General features: G+C 72.3%; 15 protein-coding genes and 1 tRNA gene. 12 read left to right on the top strand and 4 right to left on the bottom strand.

Annotated elements, in window-relative coordinates:
- The first annotated feature begins 42 nt into the window (after positions 1–42).
- The gene (locus tag ACK8N7_RS10520; RefSeq protein ID WP_500442006.1) at positions 43–1,851 is read left to right on the top strand and encodes a serine/threonine-protein kinase; all 1,809 of its coding nucleotides are present in this window, start codon (positions 43–45) and stop codon (positions 1,849–1,851) included.
- Here the strand turns inward: ACK8N7_RS10520 and ACK8N7_RS10515 are convergent.
- Positions 1,820–3,484, bottom strand: a complete 1,665-nt coding sequence (locus ACK8N7_RS10515) for a hypothetical protein (protein WP_500442004.1) — start codon at positions 3,482–3,484, stop codon at positions 1,820–1,822. The two genes, ACK8N7_RS10520 and ACK8N7_RS10515, sit on opposite strands and share 32 nt — an antisense overlap.
- A 402-nt stretch (positions 3,485–3,886) precedes the next feature.
- Positions 3,887–7,120 (bottom strand): AfsR/SARP family transcriptional regulator, encoded by a 3,234-nt coding sequence (locus ACK8N7_RS10510; RefSeq protein WP_500442002.1) that lies wholly within the window; start codon positions 7,118–7,120, stop codon positions 3,887–3,889.
- A 275-nt stretch (positions 7,121–7,395) separates the two neighbouring features.
- Here ACK8N7_RS10510 and ACK8N7_RS10505 point away from each other — a divergent pair, with 275 nt between their 5' ends.
- Positions 7,396–8,646 (top strand): hypothetical protein, encoded by a 1,251-nt coding sequence (locus tag ACK8N7_RS10505; protein WP_403209759.1) that lies wholly within the window; start codon positions 7,396–7,398, stop codon positions 8,644–8,646.
- 492 nt (positions 8,647–9,138) lie between these two features.
- Here the strand turns inward: ACK8N7_RS10505 and ACK8N7_RS10500 are convergent, their stop codons facing one another.
- Positions 9,139–11,361 (bottom strand): ATP-binding protein, encoded by a 2,223-nt coding sequence (locus ACK8N7_RS10500; RefSeq protein ID WP_500442000.1) that lies wholly within the window; start codon positions 11,359–11,361, stop codon positions 9,139–9,141.
- Between the two features lie 188 nt (positions 11,362–11,549).
- On the opposite strand from ACK8N7_RS10500, the gene ACK8N7_RS10495 reads away from it, so the two are divergent.
- The 4 genes from ACK8N7_RS10495 to ACK8N7_RS10480 all read left to right on the top strand — a co-directional run bounded on the left by ACK8N7_RS10495 (position 11,550) and on the right by ACK8N7_RS10480 (position 13,449).
- Entirely contained in the window at positions 11,550–11,846 is a 297-nt protein-coding gene (locus ACK8N7_RS10495; protein ID WP_500441998.1) for a hypothetical protein, read from the top strand.
- A 215-nt stretch (positions 11,847–12,061) separates the two neighbouring features.
- Positions 12,062–12,550 (top strand): hypothetical protein, encoded by a 489-nt coding sequence (locus tag ACK8N7_RS10490; protein ID WP_500441996.1) that lies wholly within the window; start codon positions 12,062–12,064, stop codon positions 12,548–12,550.
- Positions 12,551–12,584: 34 nt separating this feature from the next.
- The gene (locus ACK8N7_RS10485; protein WP_500441994.1) at positions 12,585–12,842 is read left to right on the top strand and encodes a phosphorothioated DNA-binding restriction endonuclease family protein; all 258 of its coding nucleotides are present in this window, start codon (positions 12,585–12,587) and stop codon (positions 12,840–12,842) included.
- On the top strand, positions 12,832–13,449 hold the full coding sequence (locus ACK8N7_RS10480; protein ID WP_500441992.1) for an HNH endonuclease: 618 nt from the start codon (positions 12,832–12,834) through the stop codon (positions 13,447–13,449). Before ACK8N7_RS10485 ends, ACK8N7_RS10480 begins: the two co-directional genes overlap by 11 nt.
- 89 nt (positions 13,450–13,538) lie before the next feature.
- Here the strand turns inward: ACK8N7_RS10480 and ACK8N7_RS10475 are convergent.
- A tRNA-Arg gene (locus tag ACK8N7_RS10475) sits at positions 13,539–13,610 on the bottom strand.
- 173 nt (positions 13,611–13,783) lie between these two features.
- Here ACK8N7_RS10475 and ACK8N7_RS10470 point away from each other — a divergent pair.
- From ACK8N7_RS10470 to thrB, 6 genes are all read left to right on the top strand, one after another.
- Positions 13,784–14,197: a response regulator gene (locus tag ACK8N7_RS10470; RefSeq protein WP_319342748.1), complete on the top strand. Its 414-nt coding sequence runs from the start codon at positions 13,784–13,786 to the stop codon at positions 14,195–14,197.
- 55 nt (positions 14,198–14,252) lie between these two features.
- Positions 14,253–15,425, top strand: a complete 1,173-nt coding sequence (gene nrtL / locus ACK8N7_RS10465; RefSeq protein ID WP_403209769.1) for an ArgS-related anticodon-binding protein NrtL — start codon at positions 14,253–14,255, stop codon at positions 15,423–15,425.
- 29 nt (positions 15,426–15,454) lie between these two features.
- Positions 15,455–16,846 carry a diaminopimelate decarboxylase gene (lysA, locus tag ACK8N7_RS10460; protein WP_319342744.1) on the top strand — a complete coding sequence of 464 codons (1,392 nt, stop codon included), beginning with the start codon at positions 15,455–15,457 and terminating at the stop codon, positions 16,844–16,846.
- 96 nt (positions 16,847–16,942) lie between these two features.
- Positions 16,943–18,244 carry a homoserine dehydrogenase gene (locus tag ACK8N7_RS10455; protein ID WP_403209772.1) on the top strand — a complete coding sequence of 434 codons (1,302 nt, stop codon included), beginning with the start codon at positions 16,943–16,945 and terminating at the stop codon, positions 18,242–18,244.
- Between the two features lie 7 nt (positions 18,245–18,251).
- Entirely contained in the window at positions 18,252–19,322 is a 1,071-nt protein-coding gene (gene thrC / locus ACK8N7_RS10450) for a threonine synthase (protein ID WP_403209774.1), read from the top strand.
- A 409-nt stretch (positions 19,323–19,731) separates the two neighbouring features.
- Positions 19,732–20,649 (top strand): homoserine kinase, encoded by a 918-nt coding sequence (gene thrB, locus ACK8N7_RS10445; RefSeq protein WP_015611361.1) that lies wholly within the window; start codon positions 19,732–19,734, stop codon positions 20,647–20,649.
- The last annotated feature ends 258 nt before the right edge of the window (positions 20,650–20,907 follow it).

The following is a 20,907-nucleotide window of genomic DNA, read 5'->3' as shown; positions in this document are numbered from 1 at the left end:
CCCGGCTCCCCCTTGTCGTACGGCACCCGTACGCTACGGCGCATGAGCGCAGAGGCCCCCTCGGGACGGGTGATCGACGGCCGCTTCACCTTGGTGGAGCGGCTCGGCAGCGGCGGCATGGGCATGGTCTGGCGCGCCCACGACGAGGCGCTCCACCGCGACGTCGCCCTCAAGGAGGTACGGCCCCCGGACCCGGCGCTCGCGGAGTACGACCCCGAGGGCGCCCGCACCCTGCGCGCCCGGGTCCTGCGTGAGGCCCGCGCGCTGGCCCGCCTCGACCACCCCAATGTGGTCACCGTCCACCACATCGTCGACCCCGGCGAGGACGGCTACCCCTGGATCGTGATGGAGCTGGTGGCCGGCTCCTCCCTCCACGAGCGGCTGGCCGAAGGGCCCATGAAGCCGGCCGAGGCCGCCGAACTGGGGCGCGGCATCCTCTCCGCGCTGAACGCCGCCCACGCCTCCGGCATCCAGCACCGCGACGTCAAACCGGCCAATGTGCTGCTGCGCACCGACGGCCGCCCCGTCCTCACGGACTTCGGCATCGCCGCGATCCGCGAGTCGACCAGCCTCACCATGACGGGCGCCCTCATCGGCTCGCCCGACTACATAGCCCCCGAGCGCATCCGGGGCACCGAGGGCGACCCGTCCTCGGACCTCTGGTCGCTCGGCATGATGCTGTACGTCGCCGTCGAGGGCCACCACCCCCTGCGCAAGGCCACCACGCTCGCCACCCTGGCCGCGGTGCTGGACGAGGAGGTGCCCCCGCCGGTACGGGCAGGGGCGCTGGCACCCGTCCTGACCGCGCTGCTGACCAGGGATATCCCGGCCCGCCCGGACGCCGCGACCCTGGACCGGATGCTGGCGGAGGCGGCGAGCCCGCAGCCCGCCCCCGACCCCAGAAGCGCCTACGGGCCGCCCCCGGCCGCCACCCGCCCCGAGCCCTCATCACCCACCCGGCCGCCCCACCCGCCGACCCCCGCCGCCGGGTTCGGCCACCCGCCGGCCTTCCCCACCCCCGCCGACGCGTCGAGCAAGCCGTACGCGAGCAACCCGTACGCGACCCCGACCACGTACCCGACCGCGTCCCCCGCCGGCTCCCGGGCCACGTCCCCTTCCGGCTCCCCGACGGTCTCCGACGACGAGGCGCGCCGACGCCGCCTCCTGCGCCGGACCCGGATGATCACCACGGCCTCGTCCGTCGTCTCGGCGGCGGTGCTGGCGGGCGTGATCCTCTGGATGACCGACCCGCCGCTCTTCGGCGGAGACGGTGACGACGGCGCGAAGGGGGGCAACCGCCCCGACACCACGGCGAGCGCCCCGGCGAACGGCCGGAGCGCGGCCCCGCCCACCACCGGAGGCCAACCGGTCGCGGACGACGACGAACCGGAGACCCCCGTCGACCTGCTCACCCCCCAAGGGGCGCGGCAGGCCATCGCCGCACTGAAGCCGCTGATGGGCGGGACGAAGGTCACCGACTTCACCCTCTACGACGAGCACGCCTCCGCCCAGGCGCCGCTGAAGTCCAACTCCCGCCTCTACGACCGGTTCAGCTACCGGGACGGGCAGGCGAAGAACGACGACATGGGCGGCACGCTCATGTCCGGTGACAAGCCGGTCGACCTGAACTCCGTCGACTGGGACGCCCTGCCCGCCCTGCTGCGGACGGCCAGGACGACGCTCAACATCCCGGAGCCGGAGAGCAGTTACGTGATCGTGGACCCGTCGTCGCCCTTCCACGACGACCGTCCGGTGCTGCGCGTCTACGTCTCCGACAAGTACGGCGGCGCCTTCCTCACCGCGCACCTGGACGGCCGGGTCATCGAGAAGAACCCACGCGAGAAGGGCTGACCGGCGGAGCGGAGGCAGGCTCGATGTAGTCGGGCAGGGTGGGCAGGTCGAGCCCCAGGGGACTGCGCTCGATGACATAGGTGCAGCTGGTGTAGGTGTACCCGGACTGGACCTTCGACCCCGCCGCGTAACTGTCCACCCGGGAGGTCGCGCCCGTGCCGTGCTTGTAGAGGAAGTGGTAGTCGCCCGCGGGCAGTTGGAGCCGGGCCTTCGGGTAGCTCCTGCCGCTGTCCTTGCAGGCGAGCCGCGGACCGGCCGACGCGCTGTAGCGCTTGCAGCCGCCGCAGGGCTTCAGCGTGACGGTGCCGGTGACCGGCCCGGTGTAGAGCACCTCGACCGCGTTCGGCGCGTCATTGCTGATGACGAGCTCCATCCGGGGCCCGCCGGGCCGCCCGGACGGCGGCAGCCGCTTGCCCGCGGCCGGCCGGTCGTCGGCTATCTCTGCGGCGATGGCGATCTTCCGGGCCTGCGCAGCCCGCCCGTCACCCTTGTGGGAACGGGCGAAACCGGCCAGCGTCGTGCGGGCCTCGCTGAACTTCTTCTCCTTGAACTGGTCGACCCCGCAGGCGTAGACCCCGTCCGTCACGCCCTTGTCCGCGTCGGCGCGCAGGGCGGAGACGCTCGCGGCGGGCATGGCGGAAGCCGTGGAGCCGAGACCGCGCAGCACCTCGGTGGCCGCACACGGCTCGTCGCCCCGCACCGCCGCGACCTGCTCCTTGATCCGCCCGCTGATCGCCGGCCCCACCTGCTGCGCCGGCGCGGACTCGGGGAAGGTACGCAACAGCTCGCCCAGCTCCGTGGAGCCCCCGCCGGCTCCGCCCAGCCGGGACACCCCGCACCCGTACAGCGACTCGGCGAGCGGCTCGTCTGGCCATCCGGCGAGCTCGCCCAGCAACTTCTTGCCGACCGTGCCCGGCAGGCCGCGCAGATAGGTCAACGGCTCGACGGCCTCGCAGTGCTGCTTCTCGTCGTACGGAGCTGAGACCGCGTCGTAGTACGCCTTCAGGCGGTCGGGCACGAGCTTCGCCGCCCGGGAGCCGGGATGGTCCCGGCCGAGCGCGCGATAGACGTCGAGGGCCTGCGCGTACTCACCCTTGGCCGTCCCGAACGGCTGCTGGGCCGCGGCGGCCACCCTCCGGTCCCCGCCCGCCAGCCGGTCGAGCAGCATCTGCTCCCGCGCCTCGTCCTGAGCGGCCCCGTACGCCACCACCCCACCGGCCGGAACGGCCAGCAGCACCACACCCAGCCCCACCGCCACCACCGGCCGCCACGAACCGCCGAGCGCCGAACGCAGCGCGATCCGCGCCCCGTCGGCGGCGGCGAGGACGAGCAGGAACAGATGGACGGCGAGCACACGCGCGGGCACCCCGTCCGGATCGGCGGGCAGCGCCACGAACAGCAGCACCCCGGTCGCGACCCAGCACCCGACGGCCCGCCCCCACCGCCCCAACAGCGCGTAACCGAGCCCCAGCCCGGTCAGATTGAGCAACCCGGCCCCGACGGCCCGCAGCCCCGCCCCGGGCGGCGGCGGGCCGACGGTCGGCGCATGGGAGGGGGGCGGCGGCACGGCTCCACCGAATCCGGCCCCGGCCGTGTTCTCTCCCGCAGTCCCGTACCGGTCATCCGACTCCATAACGGTCCCCCCACCGCCGAACCCTGCAAGTCGCCGGAACTCTGCCCGGGGCCGCCTCGGTTCACGCGTCGGAGCATCGGCATTCTGCACGGGTTGTCTATCGATCAATGATCTATGTGGCGAAATGCCCCCGGAGTGAGAAGAGTTGGCTGGCCGGGCCGCAATTGGATCACTCGAACGGGTGACCCTTGTTCGGTTCTTGTGCGGCTACCGTCTGTGCCATGATCGCCCAGTCGGATCTTCGACGCACAGGACACCGCCAACTCGGCGCAGAATGAAGGAAGTTGTCAGTCGCATGTGGAAAATACTTCAGTGGATGTGGTGACATCGCCCGGCCCGACGGGCCACGTCGTCGGCGGTTGATCCGCACCACGGCCGAACGGACCGGCACCCGGGCGAGGCTCAGGAGCCGGTCCTTCTCGTTTCCCCCAGCAACATCCGCCGCACGCTCTCCGCCTCGGCCTCGGAGCCCAGGCTCCGGTACACCTCTTCCGCCCTCCTGGCGTACTCCCGGGCCGGGTCTCCCCGCCGCATGCTCAGCGCCGTACGGGCGAGCCCCGCCAGCGCGCGGGCCGCAGCGGGCCGGGAGCCAGTGCGTTCGGCCAGGTCGAGCGCCTGCCCGTAGACCTCCAGCGCCACATCGGGTCGGTCCGTGGCATGGTGGACGTCGGCCACGCCGAGCAGTGCCCGGGTCCGCTCGTAGGCGCTGTCGATGCTCCGCGCGACCTCCTCCGCCAGGGTGAAGTGGAGCAGGGCCTCGCCGCTGTCCCCGCTCTCGGTGTGGGCCGACCCCATGCTGATCAGCGTGTTCGCCTCGCCCAGGCCGTCCCCCCGGGCTCGGTGGCTCTCCAGTGCCCGCCGGAAACTGGCCAGTGCCCGCGGGGTGTCACCCATCGCCTGGTACACAGTGCCCAGGTTGGTATCGAGGATGGCCAACTCCTGCCCACCACCGTGCAGTTGGGCCAGTACCCGTGATCGTTCGAAGTGGTCGTGGGCGTGCTCGACGTGGCCGCGCAGGTGGTGGATCTCGCCGATGTTGTTGAGCGCGCGGACCTGTCCCAGCAGATCCCCCGTCCCCTCGTGGATCTGCAGCGTGAGACGCGCCCGGCCGAGCGCCTCGTCGTACCGGCCCTCCTGGTACAGCGCCGCCCCCTCGATGTTGAGGCAGTCCGCCTCGCCGTGCAGATCGCCCAACTGCCGGTAGAGCGCCAGAGCGCGCGCCGCCATGCGCAGCGTCGGGCCGGTGTGCCCGGCGGCCAGGTGCGCGCGGCTCGCCTGGAGGGAGGCGTCGGCGCACCCTGCGGGGTCGTCGAGGTCCTGGAAGAGGGTCAGCGCCTCGCCCGCACAGCTCAGCGCCTCCCCTGGTCCCGTCTGCGCCAGCAGGTCCGCCGCCTCCACCAGCGTCTGCGCCAGCAGTGCCGGGTTGCCCCGCGAACGCAGCGCCTCCACGGCCGCGCCGTACAACTCGTCGGAGACCGCCCAGCTGCCCCAGATCCTGAGCGAGGGGGCGAGCGCGTGCGGGAAGTGCGCCGCCTGGTCCAGGTCCTCCGCGGCCGCCGTGCGGGCGGCGGCCAGCAGGTTGGCCCGCTCGGCCTCCAGCCAGGCCGCCGCCTCCTGGGAGTCCCCGAACTCGGCCGCGTACAGGCACAGTTGCCCAGGCTCCGGCTCCAGGGCCCTGCGGCGCGGGTGGGTGAGGCGATGCGCCCGGTGCGCGGAGGTGAGGTAGTGCCCCAGGAGCCTGCCCAGGGCCTCGTCGCGAGCGCTCTCCGACTCCTCGGCCGTGCACATGCGCAGCGCGAACGCCCTCGTGAGGTCGTGCAGTTGGTAGCGGCCGAGCACCGGTTCCGCCAGCAGATGGCAGTCCAGCAGCTCCTCGATGCTGCGCCGTACACCCTCCGCACCGCCGCCGGGGCCGGCCCCCGCTCCCGGGAGAGCGGCCGCGGCGGCCGCCGTGATGTCGGGCCCAGGGTGCAGCGCGAGCAGGCGCAGCAGCCGGCGTGTCCCGGGAGCCAGCTCGGCGTAGGAGAACCGGAACGCCGAGACGAACACCTCCTCGTCGAGCTCGTCCAGCGGGTCGCTCGACTGCGCCAGACGCTCCAGGAGATGGCGCAGGTCCCAGATCTCCCGGTGCCGGAAGCGGCCCGCGAGCAGCGTCGTGGCCAACGGGTGACGGCCGCAGGCGTCCACCAGCAGCCCCAGGGCCTCCGGGTCGCGGGAGGTGCGGGCGGCGCCCGCGATCCGGCTGAACAGGGCCGCCGCCTCCTGGGCGGGCAGCGCGTCCACCAGCAGGGAGGTCGCCCCGTCCAGTCCGGAGAGCCGGTTGCGGCTCGTCACGATCGCCAGGCACCCGGCCGAGCCGGGCAGCAGCGGCCGGACCTGGGCGGCGTCCCGCGCGTTGTCGAGCACCACCAGCACCCGGTTGCGCGCGGTCCACTCCCGCCACTCGGCCGCCCGTCCGTCGAGCGTCTCCGGCAACTTGCCGCCGGCTCCGACGGCGTGCAGCAGGAGGGCCAGGGCCTCGGCCGGGTCGAAGGGCCGCCGTCCGCTGAACCCGTGCAGATCGACGTACAGCTGACCCGCCGGATACGCGTCGGCCAGCCGGTGCGCGGCATGCACGGCCAGAGCGGTCTTGCCGATGCCGGGCATCCCGTGGAGCACGGCGAGCGGCAGCGCGTACCCGTCGCCGGTGAGTCCGTCGCGCAGCATCTCCAGCTCTCGCGTACGGCCGGTGAAGTCCCGGGTGTCGCGGGGGAGGTTGTTGCGGACAGCTGGGGCGCCCGGCACGGGTGGTGGCTGTGAGGCCGGAGCGACGGGGAACTCCGGGGGAGAGGGAGGCGATGTGGTGGGGGCCGCGACGGTGACGGTGGCCTCCCGAGGCTGCGCCAGGCCCCGGTCCTGTTCCAGGATCCTCTGGTGCAGCGCCCGCAGATCGGCCCCCGGCTCCATGCCCAGCCCCTCGCGCAGCCGGGTGTGCGTCGTGCGGTAGAGCGCCAGCGCCTCGCTGTGCCTCCCGCTGCGGTGGAGCGCCAGCATCAGGGAGCCGACCACCCCTTCCGCCAGCGGGCTCTCCGCCGCCAACTCGCCCAGCTCACCGATGAGGTCGGCGTGACGCCCGAGCTCCAGCTCCAGCCGGATGCGCTCCTCCCGGACATGGCGGTGATCCTCCACCAGCCGCGTACGCACGGAAGCCGCCCACTCGCTGGAGCTCTCCGTCAGCGGCTCGCCCCGCCACAGGTTCTCGGCGGTCCGCAGCAGCCCGACCGCCCAATCCGTCCGGCCCTGCTCCGCCGCCACCGCGGCCTCGGTGCGGAACCGCTGGAAGCGGACCAGGTCCAGGTCGTTCTGGTCGCTCATCCGGAGCTGGTACAGCCGGGGCGGTATCCGGTCCAGCCGGACGAGCGGGCCCACGGCGTCGCGCAGATGGCCGCGCAGCCGTGAGAGGTAGGTCTGCAGCGTGTCCGGGCCCGTCCGGGGCGGTTCGTCGCCCCAGACCCGCTCCATCAGCGTGTCCATGGCGACGGGTTCACCGCGCGCGTGTACCAGAACCGCGAGCACGCAGCGCTGTTTCACCGAACCGAGCATGTGCTGCTGGTGCCCGTGCCATAGTTCCAGGGGTCCCAGAGCAAGAAGGTCCATATCGCCCCCCGATGGGTGCGCCACTTCCTGCCGCCGTCGGCAGCGTCCGCACGTCTGTGCGGAACAGTCCACTGTTCCCTGAGCCACCGGCCCGGACCAGGGCGCACAGGGGTGTGTGCGGGGCGCATGCCGCAGCGCTTTTCGTCCTGCAGCTGGAACGCAGGATTCCTGCAGGCCGCCCGTCCACGTCCCCGGGCAGATGCGTCCCGGGCCGCCCTTCGCGACGGCTCCCGCGGGCCTTCCGGTCCGCGGCGACGGAAACGGGGACTGATCAGATGAGCCTGACCATGCCGGACGTGCACCGGCCCCTTGTACCGGTGCGCCTGGACGTCGACCGCTGGGCCACCCGGCGGGCCCGCAAGAAGGTACTGGCCGTGGTGCACACCGTCACCGCGGGGCAGCGGCTGCTCGAAGCGGTGCGGCTGCTGGAGGGCGACGCACGGGTGCAGGTGTTCTTCACCCAGGCGCCCGATGTGTTCAGCCACGGGGTGGACTTCTTCCTGGAACGGCTGGGCGGCCTGGTCCTGCCCTGGCACCAGGCGGTCCACATGCCCTTCGACCTGGCGCTGGCGGCCGCTCACGGCGGACTGCAGGAACTGCACGCCCCGGTGATCGTGCTACCGCACGGTGCCGGGCACAACAAGCTGATCCCTGCCGGGCAGCGCGGCCGGCGGGTCGTCGGACGCGGGATCTACGGACTCGACCGGCAGTGGCTGATCCAGGACGGCCGGGTGGTCCCCGAATCGATCGTGCTCGCCCACCACGAGGAGCTGACCCGCCTGGGCCGCGAATGCCCCGAGGCGCTGCCCGCGGCGGAGGTGATCGGCGACCCCTGCTCCGACCGGATCACGGCGAGCCTGCCGCAACGGGCCCTCTACCGCGACGCCCTGGGGGTCGGGGCGCGGCAGCAGCTGGTGACGGCCTGCTCCACCTGGGGGCCGGGTTCTCTCCTGGGCCGGCAGTGGGAGCTGCTGGAACGGCTGGTCGACGAGCTGCCCCGGGAGGACTTCCGGGTCGCCCTCCTGCTCCACCCGCACGTCTGGAACGCCCACGGGGAATGGCAGATCCGCAGCTGGCTCGCGGGGCTCGGGCGCTCGGGGCTGCTGGTCATCAGCCAGTACGCCGACTGGGTCGGGGCGCTGGTCGCCGCCGACCACATCGTGGGGGACCACGGCTCCGTCTCCCTGTACGGGGCGATGACCGGAGTCCCGGTCCTCATGGGCAGCGCCCCGGAGGGCGACCTGGACCCCGGCTCACCCGCCGCCGAACTGGCCTCCTTCGCCCCGCGGCTGCATGCCGACCGCCCCCTCGTCCGCCAGCTCGCCCGCGCCGCAGCGGAGTACCGCACGGAGCGGTACGAGCAGGTGGCGGCCCGGATCACCTCGGAGCCGGGGAGGTTCGCCGTCAGGATGCGGGCGCTGATCTACCGCAAGCTCCGGCTGCGCGCCCCTGCCGTCCGGCCGCGTGCGGAGCACGCGCCGCTGCCGGTGACGGTGAGCCACGACGAACGGGGGTCCGGCCGATGACCACGCCGAGCGTACGGCTCACCGAGGAACGGGGGTCTGCCCGATGACCGCGCCGACCGTACGGCTCACCGAGGACGTCCCGCAGCGGGGGGTCCGCCGCACCTGGGCCACCCTGCTGCACCCGGACCGCCCGGTGCGGGTCGCCGACGAGCACCTGCGCGTCCGGCTCTCCGCGGCGCACCCGATGCCGCTCCTGGCGGACGCCCTGGTGGCCGAACTCCCGTCGGTGGGGCTCCCGCTGCACGAGGACCCCGCCCGGTACGCGGCCGAACTCGCCGACTGCCACCCGGGCGCCCTGGTGGTGGCCGTGTACCGGGGCCCTCACTGCTGGCTGCGGCTCGGAGGCCGGGACCGGCTGCTGACCCGTGAGCCGGGGTGGCCTGCGCAGTCCTGGGCGGTCTGGGCCTCGGTCGCGCACGTCTGGCTGGTGGCGGGCCTGGACCCGGCCGCGCTGGACCCTGCCGCCGTACGGGTCGTCAGGACCGTACGCGGCTACGCGTCGGCGTCGCCCTGGGCGTCCCCGGACGGGCCCGGCCCCGGAACTTCGAGGTCCGGGGCCACCGGCTCAGGGGGCTCCAGGGCCCCGAGCCGGGTCCGCGCCTCGTCCGCCTCGGCAGACTGGGACCGGCCGACGGAGGAGTACAGGGACAGCGCTTCCCGGTAGTACTGCCGGGCCTGCCATGGCTGCCCGCGACGCTCGGAGAGCTGGGCCAGACCTCCGAGCACGCGGGCCGCCTCGAACCCGGCGGCCTGGGCCCGTAACGCGGACAGTGCCGCCGACAGCTCCGACTCCGCCCGGCCGAGCCTGCCCAGGTGCACACAGGCCCGCCCGGTCAGGCCGGCGGCCCGGGCGGCGTTGTACGCGTCGCCGGCCGCCTCCAGGGTGAGGCGGGCGGCCTCGGCGTCGACGGCGGCATCCTCGTACCGCCCCTGGGAGAAGGCGACATCGGCCAGATTGAACCGGGCCAGCGCACCGGCCCGGAGATCGCCGCAGGCGGGCAGCGCGTCCGCCGCGCGGGCGAACAGTTCGGCCGCACGGTCCGGCCGCCCGAGCCGCTGGTGGGCCAGCCCCCGGTAGTTCAGCGTCCGGGCGTGCCCGAGAGCGTCCCCGCGCTCCAAAAAGGAGGCCGCGGCCCGCTCGAACATCGCCAGCCCTTCGGCGGGGGCGCCCGTGGCGAGCTTTCCCAGGGCGCCGGAGGTCAGCATCCGGCAGGCGGCCTCCTCGTCCCCGGCCTCCTCGGCGGCCAGCAGCCCCTCCTCGTGGGCTTCCCGCCACTCCCGGTACAGCTTGCGACGCGGGAACAGCGGCCACAACGCGTCGGTCAGCTGCCAGGCCAGCTCCGGGGCACCCATCGGGCGCGCGAGGCGGACCACTGCCATCAGGTTGTGCAGCTCCCGCTCCAGCCAGTCCAGCGCCGCCTCTGCCTCCGCCTGCCCGCCGACGGCGCCGAAGTCCTCTTCGACCACGCACTCCGGCTCGAAGTCCCGCTCCAGCAGGGCGCGTCGGGGCTCGATGATCTCCTCGGCCCGGTCGGCGTTGGCGAGATAGTGGTGGCCGATGCGGAGCAGCGCGGCTGTCCGCTCGTCAGCGCTCTCGTCCTGCGCGGCCCGCGCGGCGGCGTGCAGACGCACCAGATCGTGGAACCGGTAGCGCTCGCCGCCCGACGCCTCGGCGACATCGACGAGCAGATTCGCGTCGTACAACGCGTCGAGCGCCTCGACGGCGTCCTCACCCAGGAGCGCCCGCGCCACCGGCCCACCGAACTCCCGGCCGGGGTGGAGCCCCAGCAGCCGGTAGAGGCGGGCCGCGGTGGGCGGCAGTCCCTGGTAGGAGAGGTCCAGCGCCGCCCGTACGTCGTGGTCGCCCTCTATGGCCAGCGCCTCCAGTCGCTCGTGCTCCTCGGACAGCGCCCGGACCATCGCCGTGATGCCCTGCCGGGGGCGGGCCGCCAGCCGCGCCCCGGCGATGCGTACCGCGAGCGGCAGCCCCGCGCAGAGCAGGACGAGGGCCCGCGCCTCCTCGGGCTGAGCGGCGACCCGGCCGTCCGCGAGGGTCGAATCGAGCAACTCGACCGCCGCCTCGGTGGAGAGCGGCTCCAGATGGATCACATGGCCCCCGTCGAGGCTCAGCCCCGGCATCCGCCGACGGCTGGTCACCGCCGTCACACACCGCCCCGCCGGTAACAGGGGCCGTACCTGGGCCGCGGTCGCTGCGTCGTCCAGCAGCACCACGAGCTGCCGGTCGGCGGTCAACGACCGGTAGAGCGCGACCCGTTCACCCAGCGCCGGGGGCACCTGACCGGTGGGGACGCCCAGCGCCCGCAGGAACCTGCCCACCACCTCGCCGGGGTCGGCGGGACCGCCCGGCGCCTGGGCGCCCAGATCGGCGTACAACTGACCGCCGGGGAAGTGCGGGCGCAGCGTGTGCAGCCAGGCCAGTGCGACCGCGGTCTTCCCCACCCCGCCGAGCCCGCTCACCGCCGCCAGCGTGGGATGCCCGTCCTCCATGGCCCGGCATCGGTGCAGCTCCAGGGCGCGGAGCTCGTCCGTCCGGTCGGTGATCCGGACCGAGGGCGGTAACTGCCAGGGCTGCGGCACCTCCTCCCGCGCCCCACCCCCAAACACATGGATGCCGCCGTGCACGCTCCCCGCCTGCACCACGAAGCCGTGCACCGTACCGCTCAGGTCGTTGTCGCTGTGCTCGTGCCCCCGCATGCGTCCCCCTCCGGACAGCCGAGTACCAGCTTCTGCAGAACATCCTTTCCGTACAGGACTTCGATACCCGGGCCTGCGGGGGTTGGCTGCGGCTGGTGGCCGAATCCTCCCTCGGGTCCCGAGGTTCTGGCATATGCCAAGAGTGCATGCCACCCGTACGAGTGACAGGCGGGAGCGGGGAAACGCAGATGACCGGACCAGGTCATCCGAAACCGGTGGATGAACTGCTGAGGGCGGCACGGCTCGAAATCGCGGCGGAACTGCACGGGGGCGGGAGAAGCGCACCCGGGGCGTCCCTGTGTGAGGGATGTCGCCTCTCTTCCTTCGACGCGCAGAACGAGTACGCGCGTGGTTGCCGCCGCTGTCCCGGAAGGCACGCGAAGGTGTTCGAGGTCAAGCAACTGGTGAACGCCGGATTCGATGGCGACAGCAAACTCTGGTACACGGATTCGGAGCAGGTGATTCCGCAAAGTTGGCGGGGTTGACTGCGCCCCAAGCGCTGAGCCCGTGCAGGGGCCGGAGGCACTCTGGCTTCGGATCGGTCCGCAGACCCGCACCATCCATTGTCAGTCCTACTGGCTAACCTGATCGTCGTGACGATGAACAGCGGTGAACGACTCTCCGAAACGGGCGGCGAAGGCTCTGACGGAAACGGTGCAGGCGATCCCCGGGCCGGCCTTCAGGGCGCGGCGGGGGTCCAGTGGGTTCTCCAGCCGAGAGCTACGCCCGCGTGCGAGGGCCGAAACATTTCGAGCACTCCGTACGCCAAGGGATCAAGCTCGCAGACTATGAGCGGGAACTCGGCGCTGACGCCCAAGCGTTGAGGATGCTCTTTCCTGCGGGCTCGGCGCGGCTCTGGGGATCGACACCGGCGGCGCCCAAGAAGTCGGAAAAGACAACCGCGCTCGCCGGGCGCCGGGTCGGCGACGAAGTGCTTTTCTACGCCGACAAGAAGTTCGTCGCCAGGGCGAGGATTCTTGGTCTCTTCCACAACCGTGCTCTCGCCAAGGCTATTTGGGGAGTGGACGAGAACGAGCGGACCTGGGAGCACATGATGGCCCTGGGCGACGTGGACGAGTCCGGCGTACCGGCGGAACCCCTTCTCGAAAGGCTCGGGATCCCCGTGCCCCTACGCTCGCTGACTCTCCTCGGAGACCTCGCGAGCGGCGTGCCCGGAGCCGTCTCCTGACGTCGAGGCAGGGACGCTTCTGCGCAAGGAAGATGTGCTCCGCGCCCTCTCGGCTCTGAAGACCCACGTCAACGACCGGCGCTCTTCCCGCCACAAGCCGATCACCCTCCTCTGGGCCATCGGCCGCTTGGCCGCCGAGCAGGAACGCGAGCGGAACCGCCTGGTCGGGTGGCAGACGTTCCGCGAGGAGGTCGGGCCGCTGCTGCGGAACTTCGGGCTCCCGGACTCGAGGGTCACGCCCGAGTACCCCTTCTGGCACCTGCGCAGCAGTGGACTGTGCGATGTGGAGTGAATCGATACCCAGGGAACCGCACCCACCCCTTCCCGTTGGCCGCCGCAGGGGCGAGCGCGGCTTCAGCAAGGACGCGGCGAGGGTCCTCCGCCGCTCGTTGGCGCTCGCCGAGGCCGTCGGGCTGATCTGTTCCAGGCACCTCCCCGATGTCGATCGTGAGGCCCTGCTGGAGCGCGTCGGCCTCGCGGGATACGCGAGTGCGAGCGGTGAGCTTCCCGGCCGTGAGGGAGGCGCGCCCCGCCGTTTGCGCACCTCGTTCCGGCCCGACCGGGACTCGCGGCTCGTCGAGCGGATAAAGGAGATGTACGCCCACGCGTGCCAGGTGTGCGGATCCCGCGTCGAGACGATGTGCAGCAACTACAGCGAAGCGGCCCACATCCGCGGGCTCGGTGGGCCCCACCTCGGCCCCGATCAGCTGTCCAACCTGTTGTGCCTGTGCCCCGACCATCATGTCGAGTTCGACAGGTTGGCCATCTACATCGATGAGGACTGGACGGTGAGGAGGAATTCGACGGGGGCTGTCGAATACCAGCTCAAGCGGCATGCCGAGCATGTCATCGAGCAGGACCACGTTCGCTATCACCGGGCGTTGTGCGGGCGCCGCTGACCGGGCGCGGGGCGCTGCCCTGCATACGCGAAGACCCCGCTTCCAGCGTGAACGCTGGTGGCGGGGTCTTGTCGGCACTTCCTGAGAAGTGCCCCCGGCAGGATTCGAACCTGCGCACCCGGCTCCGGAGGCCGATGCTCTATCCCCTGAGCTACGGGGGCGTATCGCGGTGTTGCTCTGCGACGGGTGAAACACTACCAGCTCCCACCGGGTCTCCGTGAACAGGTATTCCGTCGCGTCAGCCCGTCCCCCGTCCGGGGCGGAAGTGACCAAACGCCGGACGCGGTCAGGGGGGCCGACCTACTCTCGAAGGGTGTCAGGGGCGTACGGCCGCGTGCTTGTTGTCGACGACAACAAGGTCATCCGGCAGCTGATCAGGGTCAATCTCGAGCTGGAGGGCTTCGAGGTCGTGACCGCGGCCGATGGTGTCGAGTGCCTGGACCTGGTCCACCGGATCCGTCCCGATGTGATCACCCTCGATGTCGTGATGCCCCGGCTCGGCGGCCTGGAGACCGCGTCCCGGCTGCGTGCCGACCCCCGCACCCGGCAGGTGCCCATCGCCGTCATCAGTGCCTGCACCCCTTACGAGGTGGACGCGGGGGTGTCGGCCGGGGTCGACGCTTTCCTGGCCAAGCCGTTCGATCCCACCGAGCTCGTGCGGATGGTGCACCGGCTGGCGACCGGGGAGGAGCGGCCGTCGGTCGACGGATGGAGCGGTGCCGGACGGGCGGGTACCGCCACCGGCTGACCGGATGGCGAAACCGGGTCGCGGAGCCCCCCTCCTCCTCCCATACGCTTGTCCCGTGACCCCCGCCGATCTCTCCAGGACCGTGCTGCACGCCGTGCGCCGCGCGGTCGACGAGAACGTGCTGCGCGCGCCCGTACCCGCGCGCGTGCGGGTGGAGAGGACACGGCCCGGAGGCAGCGGCGACTACGCCTGCGCGGTCGCGCTCCAGCTCGCCGGCCCCGCCGAGCTGCCGGCCCTGGAGGTCGCGCGGATCCTGCGCGAGCGGGTCGCCGCCGAGCCCGGTATCGGGCGGGTCGAGATCACCGGTCCCGGGTTCCTGAGCTTCACCCTCGACGCCCCCTCCGACAGCGACCGGGCCGTTCTCGATGCCGTACGGGAGCAAGGGATCGCGTACGGACACGGGGTCGCACTCCGGGACGAGATCCTCCGGTTCCACCACGCGCGGGAGGTGCGCGCCGCCGTCACCGCCCATGCCGTGCGCCGGCTCCTCGTCTCCCAGGGCGCCCGGGTCCGGATCAGCTGCGAGGAGGCGGGCGACCCGGAGTGGAGCCGCCTCGGCGTCACCGTCGACGCGCACGGCACGCCCCCCGTCCCGCTTCCCCGGATCCGCCCCGTGCCCGCCGGTGCAACCGCGGGGGAGCTGCTGGAGCGGCTCGGCGCGGACGCCGTCCGCTGGGGGCTGCTGCGGCCCGCCGGCCACGACCGCGCCCCCCTCGGTGACGACCTGCTCGTCCAGGGGGAGGCCAACCCGCTCTTCCGCGTCCGGTACGCCCACGCCAGGGCCCGCGCCCTCACCCGGGGCGCCGCCGCCCTGGGGTTCACCTCGGAGCCCGGAAAGCCCCTGGAGCCCGCCGCGCACAAGGGCGCCGAGCCCCGCACGCACGCGGAGCCCGCCGCACGCGTAGGCCCCGCCCCCGCACCGTACGAAAGCCCCGCCCCCTCCCCGTACACCGAAGCCCCCGCCCGCCCCCTCCTCGATCTCCTCGCCGACCACCCCGGCGTCCTCCTCGCCGCAGCCCGTCACCGTGCGCCCGACCGGGTCGCCCGGCAGCTGGAAGCCGTCGCCCACGCGTTCTTCGACTTCCACGACAGCTGTCCGCCGCTGCCCTCGGGCGACGAGAAACCCTCGGCCGCCCACCGCTCCCGGCTGGCCCTTGCCGAAGCCGCCGGGACGGTGCTGGCAGGCGGCCTGTCCCTGCTCGGTATCAGCGCGCCCGCTTACCTCTGACGACTCTGACGAATCCGAGAGACCTCACCATGAGCCGCTCCGCACACCCCGCCGGTCCCCGTCACGCCGACGTCATGACCGAGGGGCACTACTCCGCCCCCGCCGCCGACCTGAACGTCCTGGACGAGAAGGTCTGGGCCCGTACCGTCACGCGTGACGCGGACGGTGCCCTCACCGTCGGCGGGATCGCCGTCGCCCGGCTCGCCGAGGAGTTCGGTACCCCCGCCTACTTCCTCGACGAGAGCGACTTCCGTGCCCGGTGCCGGGCCTGGGCCGATGCCTTCGGGCCGGGCGCCGACGTCTTCTACGCCGGGAAGGCCTTCCTCTCCCGCGCCGTCGTGCGCTGGCTCCAGGAGGAGGGGCTGAATCTCGATGTCTGCTCCGGGGGCGAGCTGACCACCGCGCTCGACGCGGGGATGCCCGCCGAGCGCATCGCCTTCCACGGCAACAACAAGACCGTCGCCGAGATCGAGCGCGCCGTCGAGGTGGGCGTCGGGCGGATCGTGCTCGACTCCTTCCAGGAGATCGTCCGCGTCGCCCACATCGCCCGGAGCCACGGCGTCCGCCAGCGCGTCCAGATCCGGGTCACCGTCGGCGTCGAGGCGCACACCCACGAGTTCATCGCCACCGCCCACGAGGACCAGAAGTTCGGCATCGCGCTGGCCGACGGGCAGGCCGCCGAGGCGGTGCGCCGCACGCTCGCGCTCGACAGCCTCGAACTCATCGGCATCCACTCGCACATCGGCTCGCAGATCTTCGACATGGCCGGATTCGAGGTCTCCGCCCGGCGCGTGGTGCAGCTGCTCGCCGAGGTCCGTGACGAGCACGGCGTCGAGCTCCCCGAGATCGACCTCGGCGGCGGCCTCGGCATCGCGTACACCTCGGAGGACGACCCCCGCGAGCCGCACGACATCGCCAAGGCGCTCAGCGACATCGTCACCCGCGAGTGCGAGTCCGCGAAGCTGCGCACGCCCCGGATCTCCGTCGAGCCCGGGCGCGCCATCGTCGGACCCACCGCGTTCACCCTGTACGAGGTCGGCACGATCAAGCCCCTCGAAGGGCTGCGGACGTATGTCAGCGTCGACGGCGGAATGTCGGACAATATTCGTACCGCGCTGTACGACGCCGAGTACAGCGTGGCGCTCGTCTCGCGTACCTCGGAGGCCGAGCCCATGCTGGTCCGGGTCGTCGGCAAGCACTGCGAGAGCGGGGACATCGTGGTCAAGGACGCGTTCCTCCCCGCCGACCTGGCACCCGGGGACCTGATCGCCGTCCCCGCCACCGGCGCGTACTGCCGCTCGATGGCGAGCAACTACAACCACGCCCTGCGCCCCCCGGTCGTCGCCGTCCGGGACGGAGAGGCACGCGTCATCGTCCGGCGCGAGACGGAGGAAGATCTCCTGCGTCTCGATGTCGGCTGATGAAATAGTCGTCTCAGGATCCGGACGGGGGTCAGAAACGCCCGTCCGGTGAGTGAGACTGGTCCACACATGAGCATGTATGAGAAACGAGGTCGGATGATGCGTACGCGTCCGCTGAAGGTGGCGCTGCTGGGCTGTGGAGTGGTCGGCTCAGAGGTGGCGCGCATCATGACGACGCACGCCGACGACCTCGCGGCGCGCATCGGTGCGCCCGTGGAGCTCGTCGGCGTCGCCGTCCGCCGCCCCTCGAAGGTGCGTGAGGGCATCGACCCCGCACTGATCACCACCGACGCGACCGCGCTCGTGCAGCGCGGCGACATCGACGTCGTGGTCGAGGTCATCGGGGGCATCGAGCCGGCCCGCACGCTCATCACCACCGCCTTCGAGAACGGCGCGAGCGTCGTCTCCGCCAACAAGGCACTGCTCGCCGAGGACGGCGCGGCCCTGCACGCCGCCGCCGAGAAGTACGGCCGCGACCTGTATTACGAGGCCGCCGTCGCCGGGGCCATCCCGCTGGTGCGGCCGCTGCGCGAGTCGCTCGCGGGCGACAAGGTCAACCGGGTGCTCGGCATCGTGAACGGCACGACCAACTTCATCCTCGACAAGATGGACACCAGCGGCGCCGGCTACTCCGAGGCGCTCGACGAGGCCACCGCCCTCGGATACGCCGAGGCCGACCCGACCGCCGACGTCGAGGGCTTCGACGCCGCCGCGAAGGCCGCGATCCTCGCCGGTATCGCCTTCCACACCCGGGTGAAGATCGGCGACGTGCACCGCGAGGGCATCACCGAGGTCACCGCCGCCGACATCGCCTCCGCCCGCAGGATGGGCTGCACGGTCAAACTGCTGGCCATCTGCGAGCGCGCCGCCGACGGCCGGTCCGTGACCGCCCGCGTCCACCCCGCGATGATCCCGCTCAGCCACCCGCTGGCCTCGGTCCGTGAGGCGTACAACGCGGTCTTCATCGAGGCCGACGCGGCCGGGCAGCTGATGTTCTACGGCCCCGGCGCCGGCGGCCCCCCGACGGCCTCCGCGGTCCTCGGCGACCTGGTCGCGGTCTGCCGCAACAAACTGGGCGAGGCCACCGGCCCCGGTGAGTCCGCCTACACGCGCCTGCCGGTCAGCCCCATGGGCGAGGTCGTCACGCGCTACCACATCAGCCTCGACGTGGCCGACAAGCCGGGTGTACTCGCCCAGGTGGCAACGGTCTTCGCCGAGCAGGGCGTATCGATCGACACGGTCCGCCAGCAAGGACGTCCGGACGGAGGCGGCGAGGCCTCCCTCGTCGTCGTCACCCACCGCGCGCCCGACGCCGCCCTCTCCGGGACCGTCGAAGCGCTGCGCAAGCTCGACACCGTCCGCGGTGTCGCCAGCATCATGCGTGTTGAAGGGGAGTAAAGGACCCATGACCAGCAAGGGCACCCACCAGTGGCGCGGCATCATCGAGGAGTACCGGGACCGGCTTCCGGTCACGTCCACGACGCCGGTCGTCACACTTCGTGAGGGCGGTACGCCGCTCGTTCCGGCGCAGGTCCTCTCCGAGCGCACGGGCTGCGAGGTGCACCTCAAGGTCGAGGGCGCCAACCCCACCGGTTCGTTCAAGGACCGCGGCATGACCATGGCCATCACCCGGGCCAAGGAGGAGGGGGCGAAGGCCGTCATCTGCGCCTCCACCGGCAACACCTCGGCCTCCGCCGCGGCGTACGCGGTGCGCGCGGGCATGGTCTGCGCCGTCCTCGTACCGCAGGGCAAGATCGCCCTCGGCAAGATGGGCCAGGCGCTCGTGCACGGCGCCAAGATCCTCCAGGTCGACGGAAACTTCGACGACTGCCTCACCCTGGCCCGCTCGCTCTCGGACAACTACCCGGTGGCGCTGGTCAATTCGGTCAACCCGGTCCGTATCGAGGGCCAGAAGACCGCGGCGTTCGAGATCGTCGACGCCCTCGGCGACGCTCCCGACATCCACGTCCTGCCGGTCGGCAACGCGGGCAACATCACCGCGTACTGGAAGGGGTACACCGAGTACGCCCGTGACAGCGTCTCCACGCACACCCCGCGCATGTGGGGCTTCCAGGCCTCCGGCTCCGCGCCCATCGTGCGCGGCGAGATCGTCAAGGACCCTTCCACCATCGCCACCGCGATCCGCATCGGCAACCCGGCCTCCTGGGACTACGCCCTGGCCGCCCGGGATGAATCGGGCGGTTTCATCGACGAGGTGACGGACCGGCAGATCCTGTCCGCCTACCGGCTGTTGGCCTCCCAGGAGGGCGTCTTCGTGGAGCCCGCGTCGGCCGCCTCGGTCGCCGGTCTGCTCAAGGCCGCCGAGGAGGGCAAGATCGACCCCGGCCAGCGCATCGTCTGCACGGTCACCGGCAACGGCCTGAAGGACCCCGACTGGGCCGTCGCGGGCGCCCCGCAGCCGGTCACCGTACCGGTCGACGCGGCCACCGCGGCACAGAAGCTCGGACTCGTCTGACCGTCCGGCGACACGTCCGGGCCGGGCACCGGCAGCCCGGTCCGGACGGCCCGGTCAACCATGACAACCCAGCTCAACCGCCCTCTTTTCGGGGCGGAGAGCGCGTAGGAGGCGGGCGACACGCATCGTGCGCCTCCTGTGCGCCCTATGTCGCGACAGAACCTTCCTTCGATAAGCTGTACCCCATCCGCCCGACATCCGCCCGACGGGTCCGCCGCGGCGCGATCGGCGTCGTGACGGCGAGCACGGGCCGGGTCACCGGCGCCATCCCCACTCCGTAGAACCACCCCGTAGAACCACTCCGTAGAACCACCCCGCAGGCCCATCCCCGCAGAGCCCTTCACCGCACCCACCGCCGCAAAAGCACCGCACCGCAATCCCCGCCGCCTTGCAAGGAGTCGTCCAACCGATGGCCGGTCCCGCGTTCCGAGCCGCCGCCGTCAGGGTGCGCGTCCCCGCAACCAGCGCCAATCTGGGCCCGGGTTTCGACGCCCTCGGCCTCTCGCTGGGGCTGTACGACGACGTCGTCGTCCGGGTCGCCGACTCCGGGCTCCACATCGACATCGCAGGTGAGGGCAGCGAGACGCTGCCCCGCGACGAGAGCCACCTGCTCGTACGCTCCCTGCGCACCGCCTTCGACCTGCTCGGCGGCCAGCCCCGCGGCCTGGAGATCGTCTGCGCCAACCGCATCCCGCACGGCCGCGGCCTCGGCTCCTCCTCCGCCGCCATCTGCGCCGGAATCGTCGCCGCCCGTGCCGTGACGACCGGTGGCGACGCCCGTCTCGACGACGAGGCCCTGCTGGAGCTGGCCACCGAGATCGAGGGGCACCCCGACAACGTCGCGGCCTGTCTGCTCGGCGGGTTCACCCTCGCGTGGATGGACGGCGGAGCGGCCCGGGCCATCCGCATGGACCCCGCGCGGTCCGTCGTCCCGGTGGTCTTCGTGCCCGGCCGGCCCGTGCTCACCGAGACGGCGCGCGGACTGCTCCCGCGCACCGTCCCGCACGTCGATGCCGCACTCAACGCGGGCCGGGCGGCCCTGCTCGTGGAGGCGCTGACCAGGCGCCCCGAGCTGCTGCTGGCCGCGACCGAGGACCGCATCCACCAGGAGTACCGGGGCCCCGCGATGCCCGAGAGCGTCGAGCTGGTGCACCGGTTGCGCGCCGACGGCGTGCCCGCGGTCATCTCCGGCGCGGGCCCCACGGTGCTCGCGCTGGCGGAGGAAGGATCCGCCGACAAGGTCGCCCGTCTGGCGGGCGAGGGCTGGGCCGCGAACCGGCTCGCCCTCGACGCCGCGGGCGCCACCGTGCTGCCGCTGGCCGCGTAACCGCGTGTGATTACCGGTGGCCGAGAGGGGGAATGTTTGTTGGAGCCGGTAGTGTTAACCTCAAGTCTGCAACCGACGTCTTTGAGGCGCGTTGCTTCGTGTCCCCCTCCGGGACCGCCATTCTTCCGGGAGCCTCCCCAACTGCCTGAGCAGCCTGCCTGAGCAGTTTCGAGCACGCTCCGGAACCGGCACGACACCCCTCGCTCGTCCAGGAGTGGGCCGAGCAGGGGGATCTCGCGCCGGACCCCGTACGTTCAT

The organism is Streptomyces griseobrunneus, assembly GCF_046713465.1.
Lineage (GTDB): Bacteria > Actinomycetota > Actinomycetes > Streptomycetales > Streptomycetaceae > Streptomyces > Streptomyces microflavus.
The sequence above is the reverse complement of the archived record's forward strand: the minus strand, read 5'-3'. Positions and strand labels throughout refer to the sequence as shown.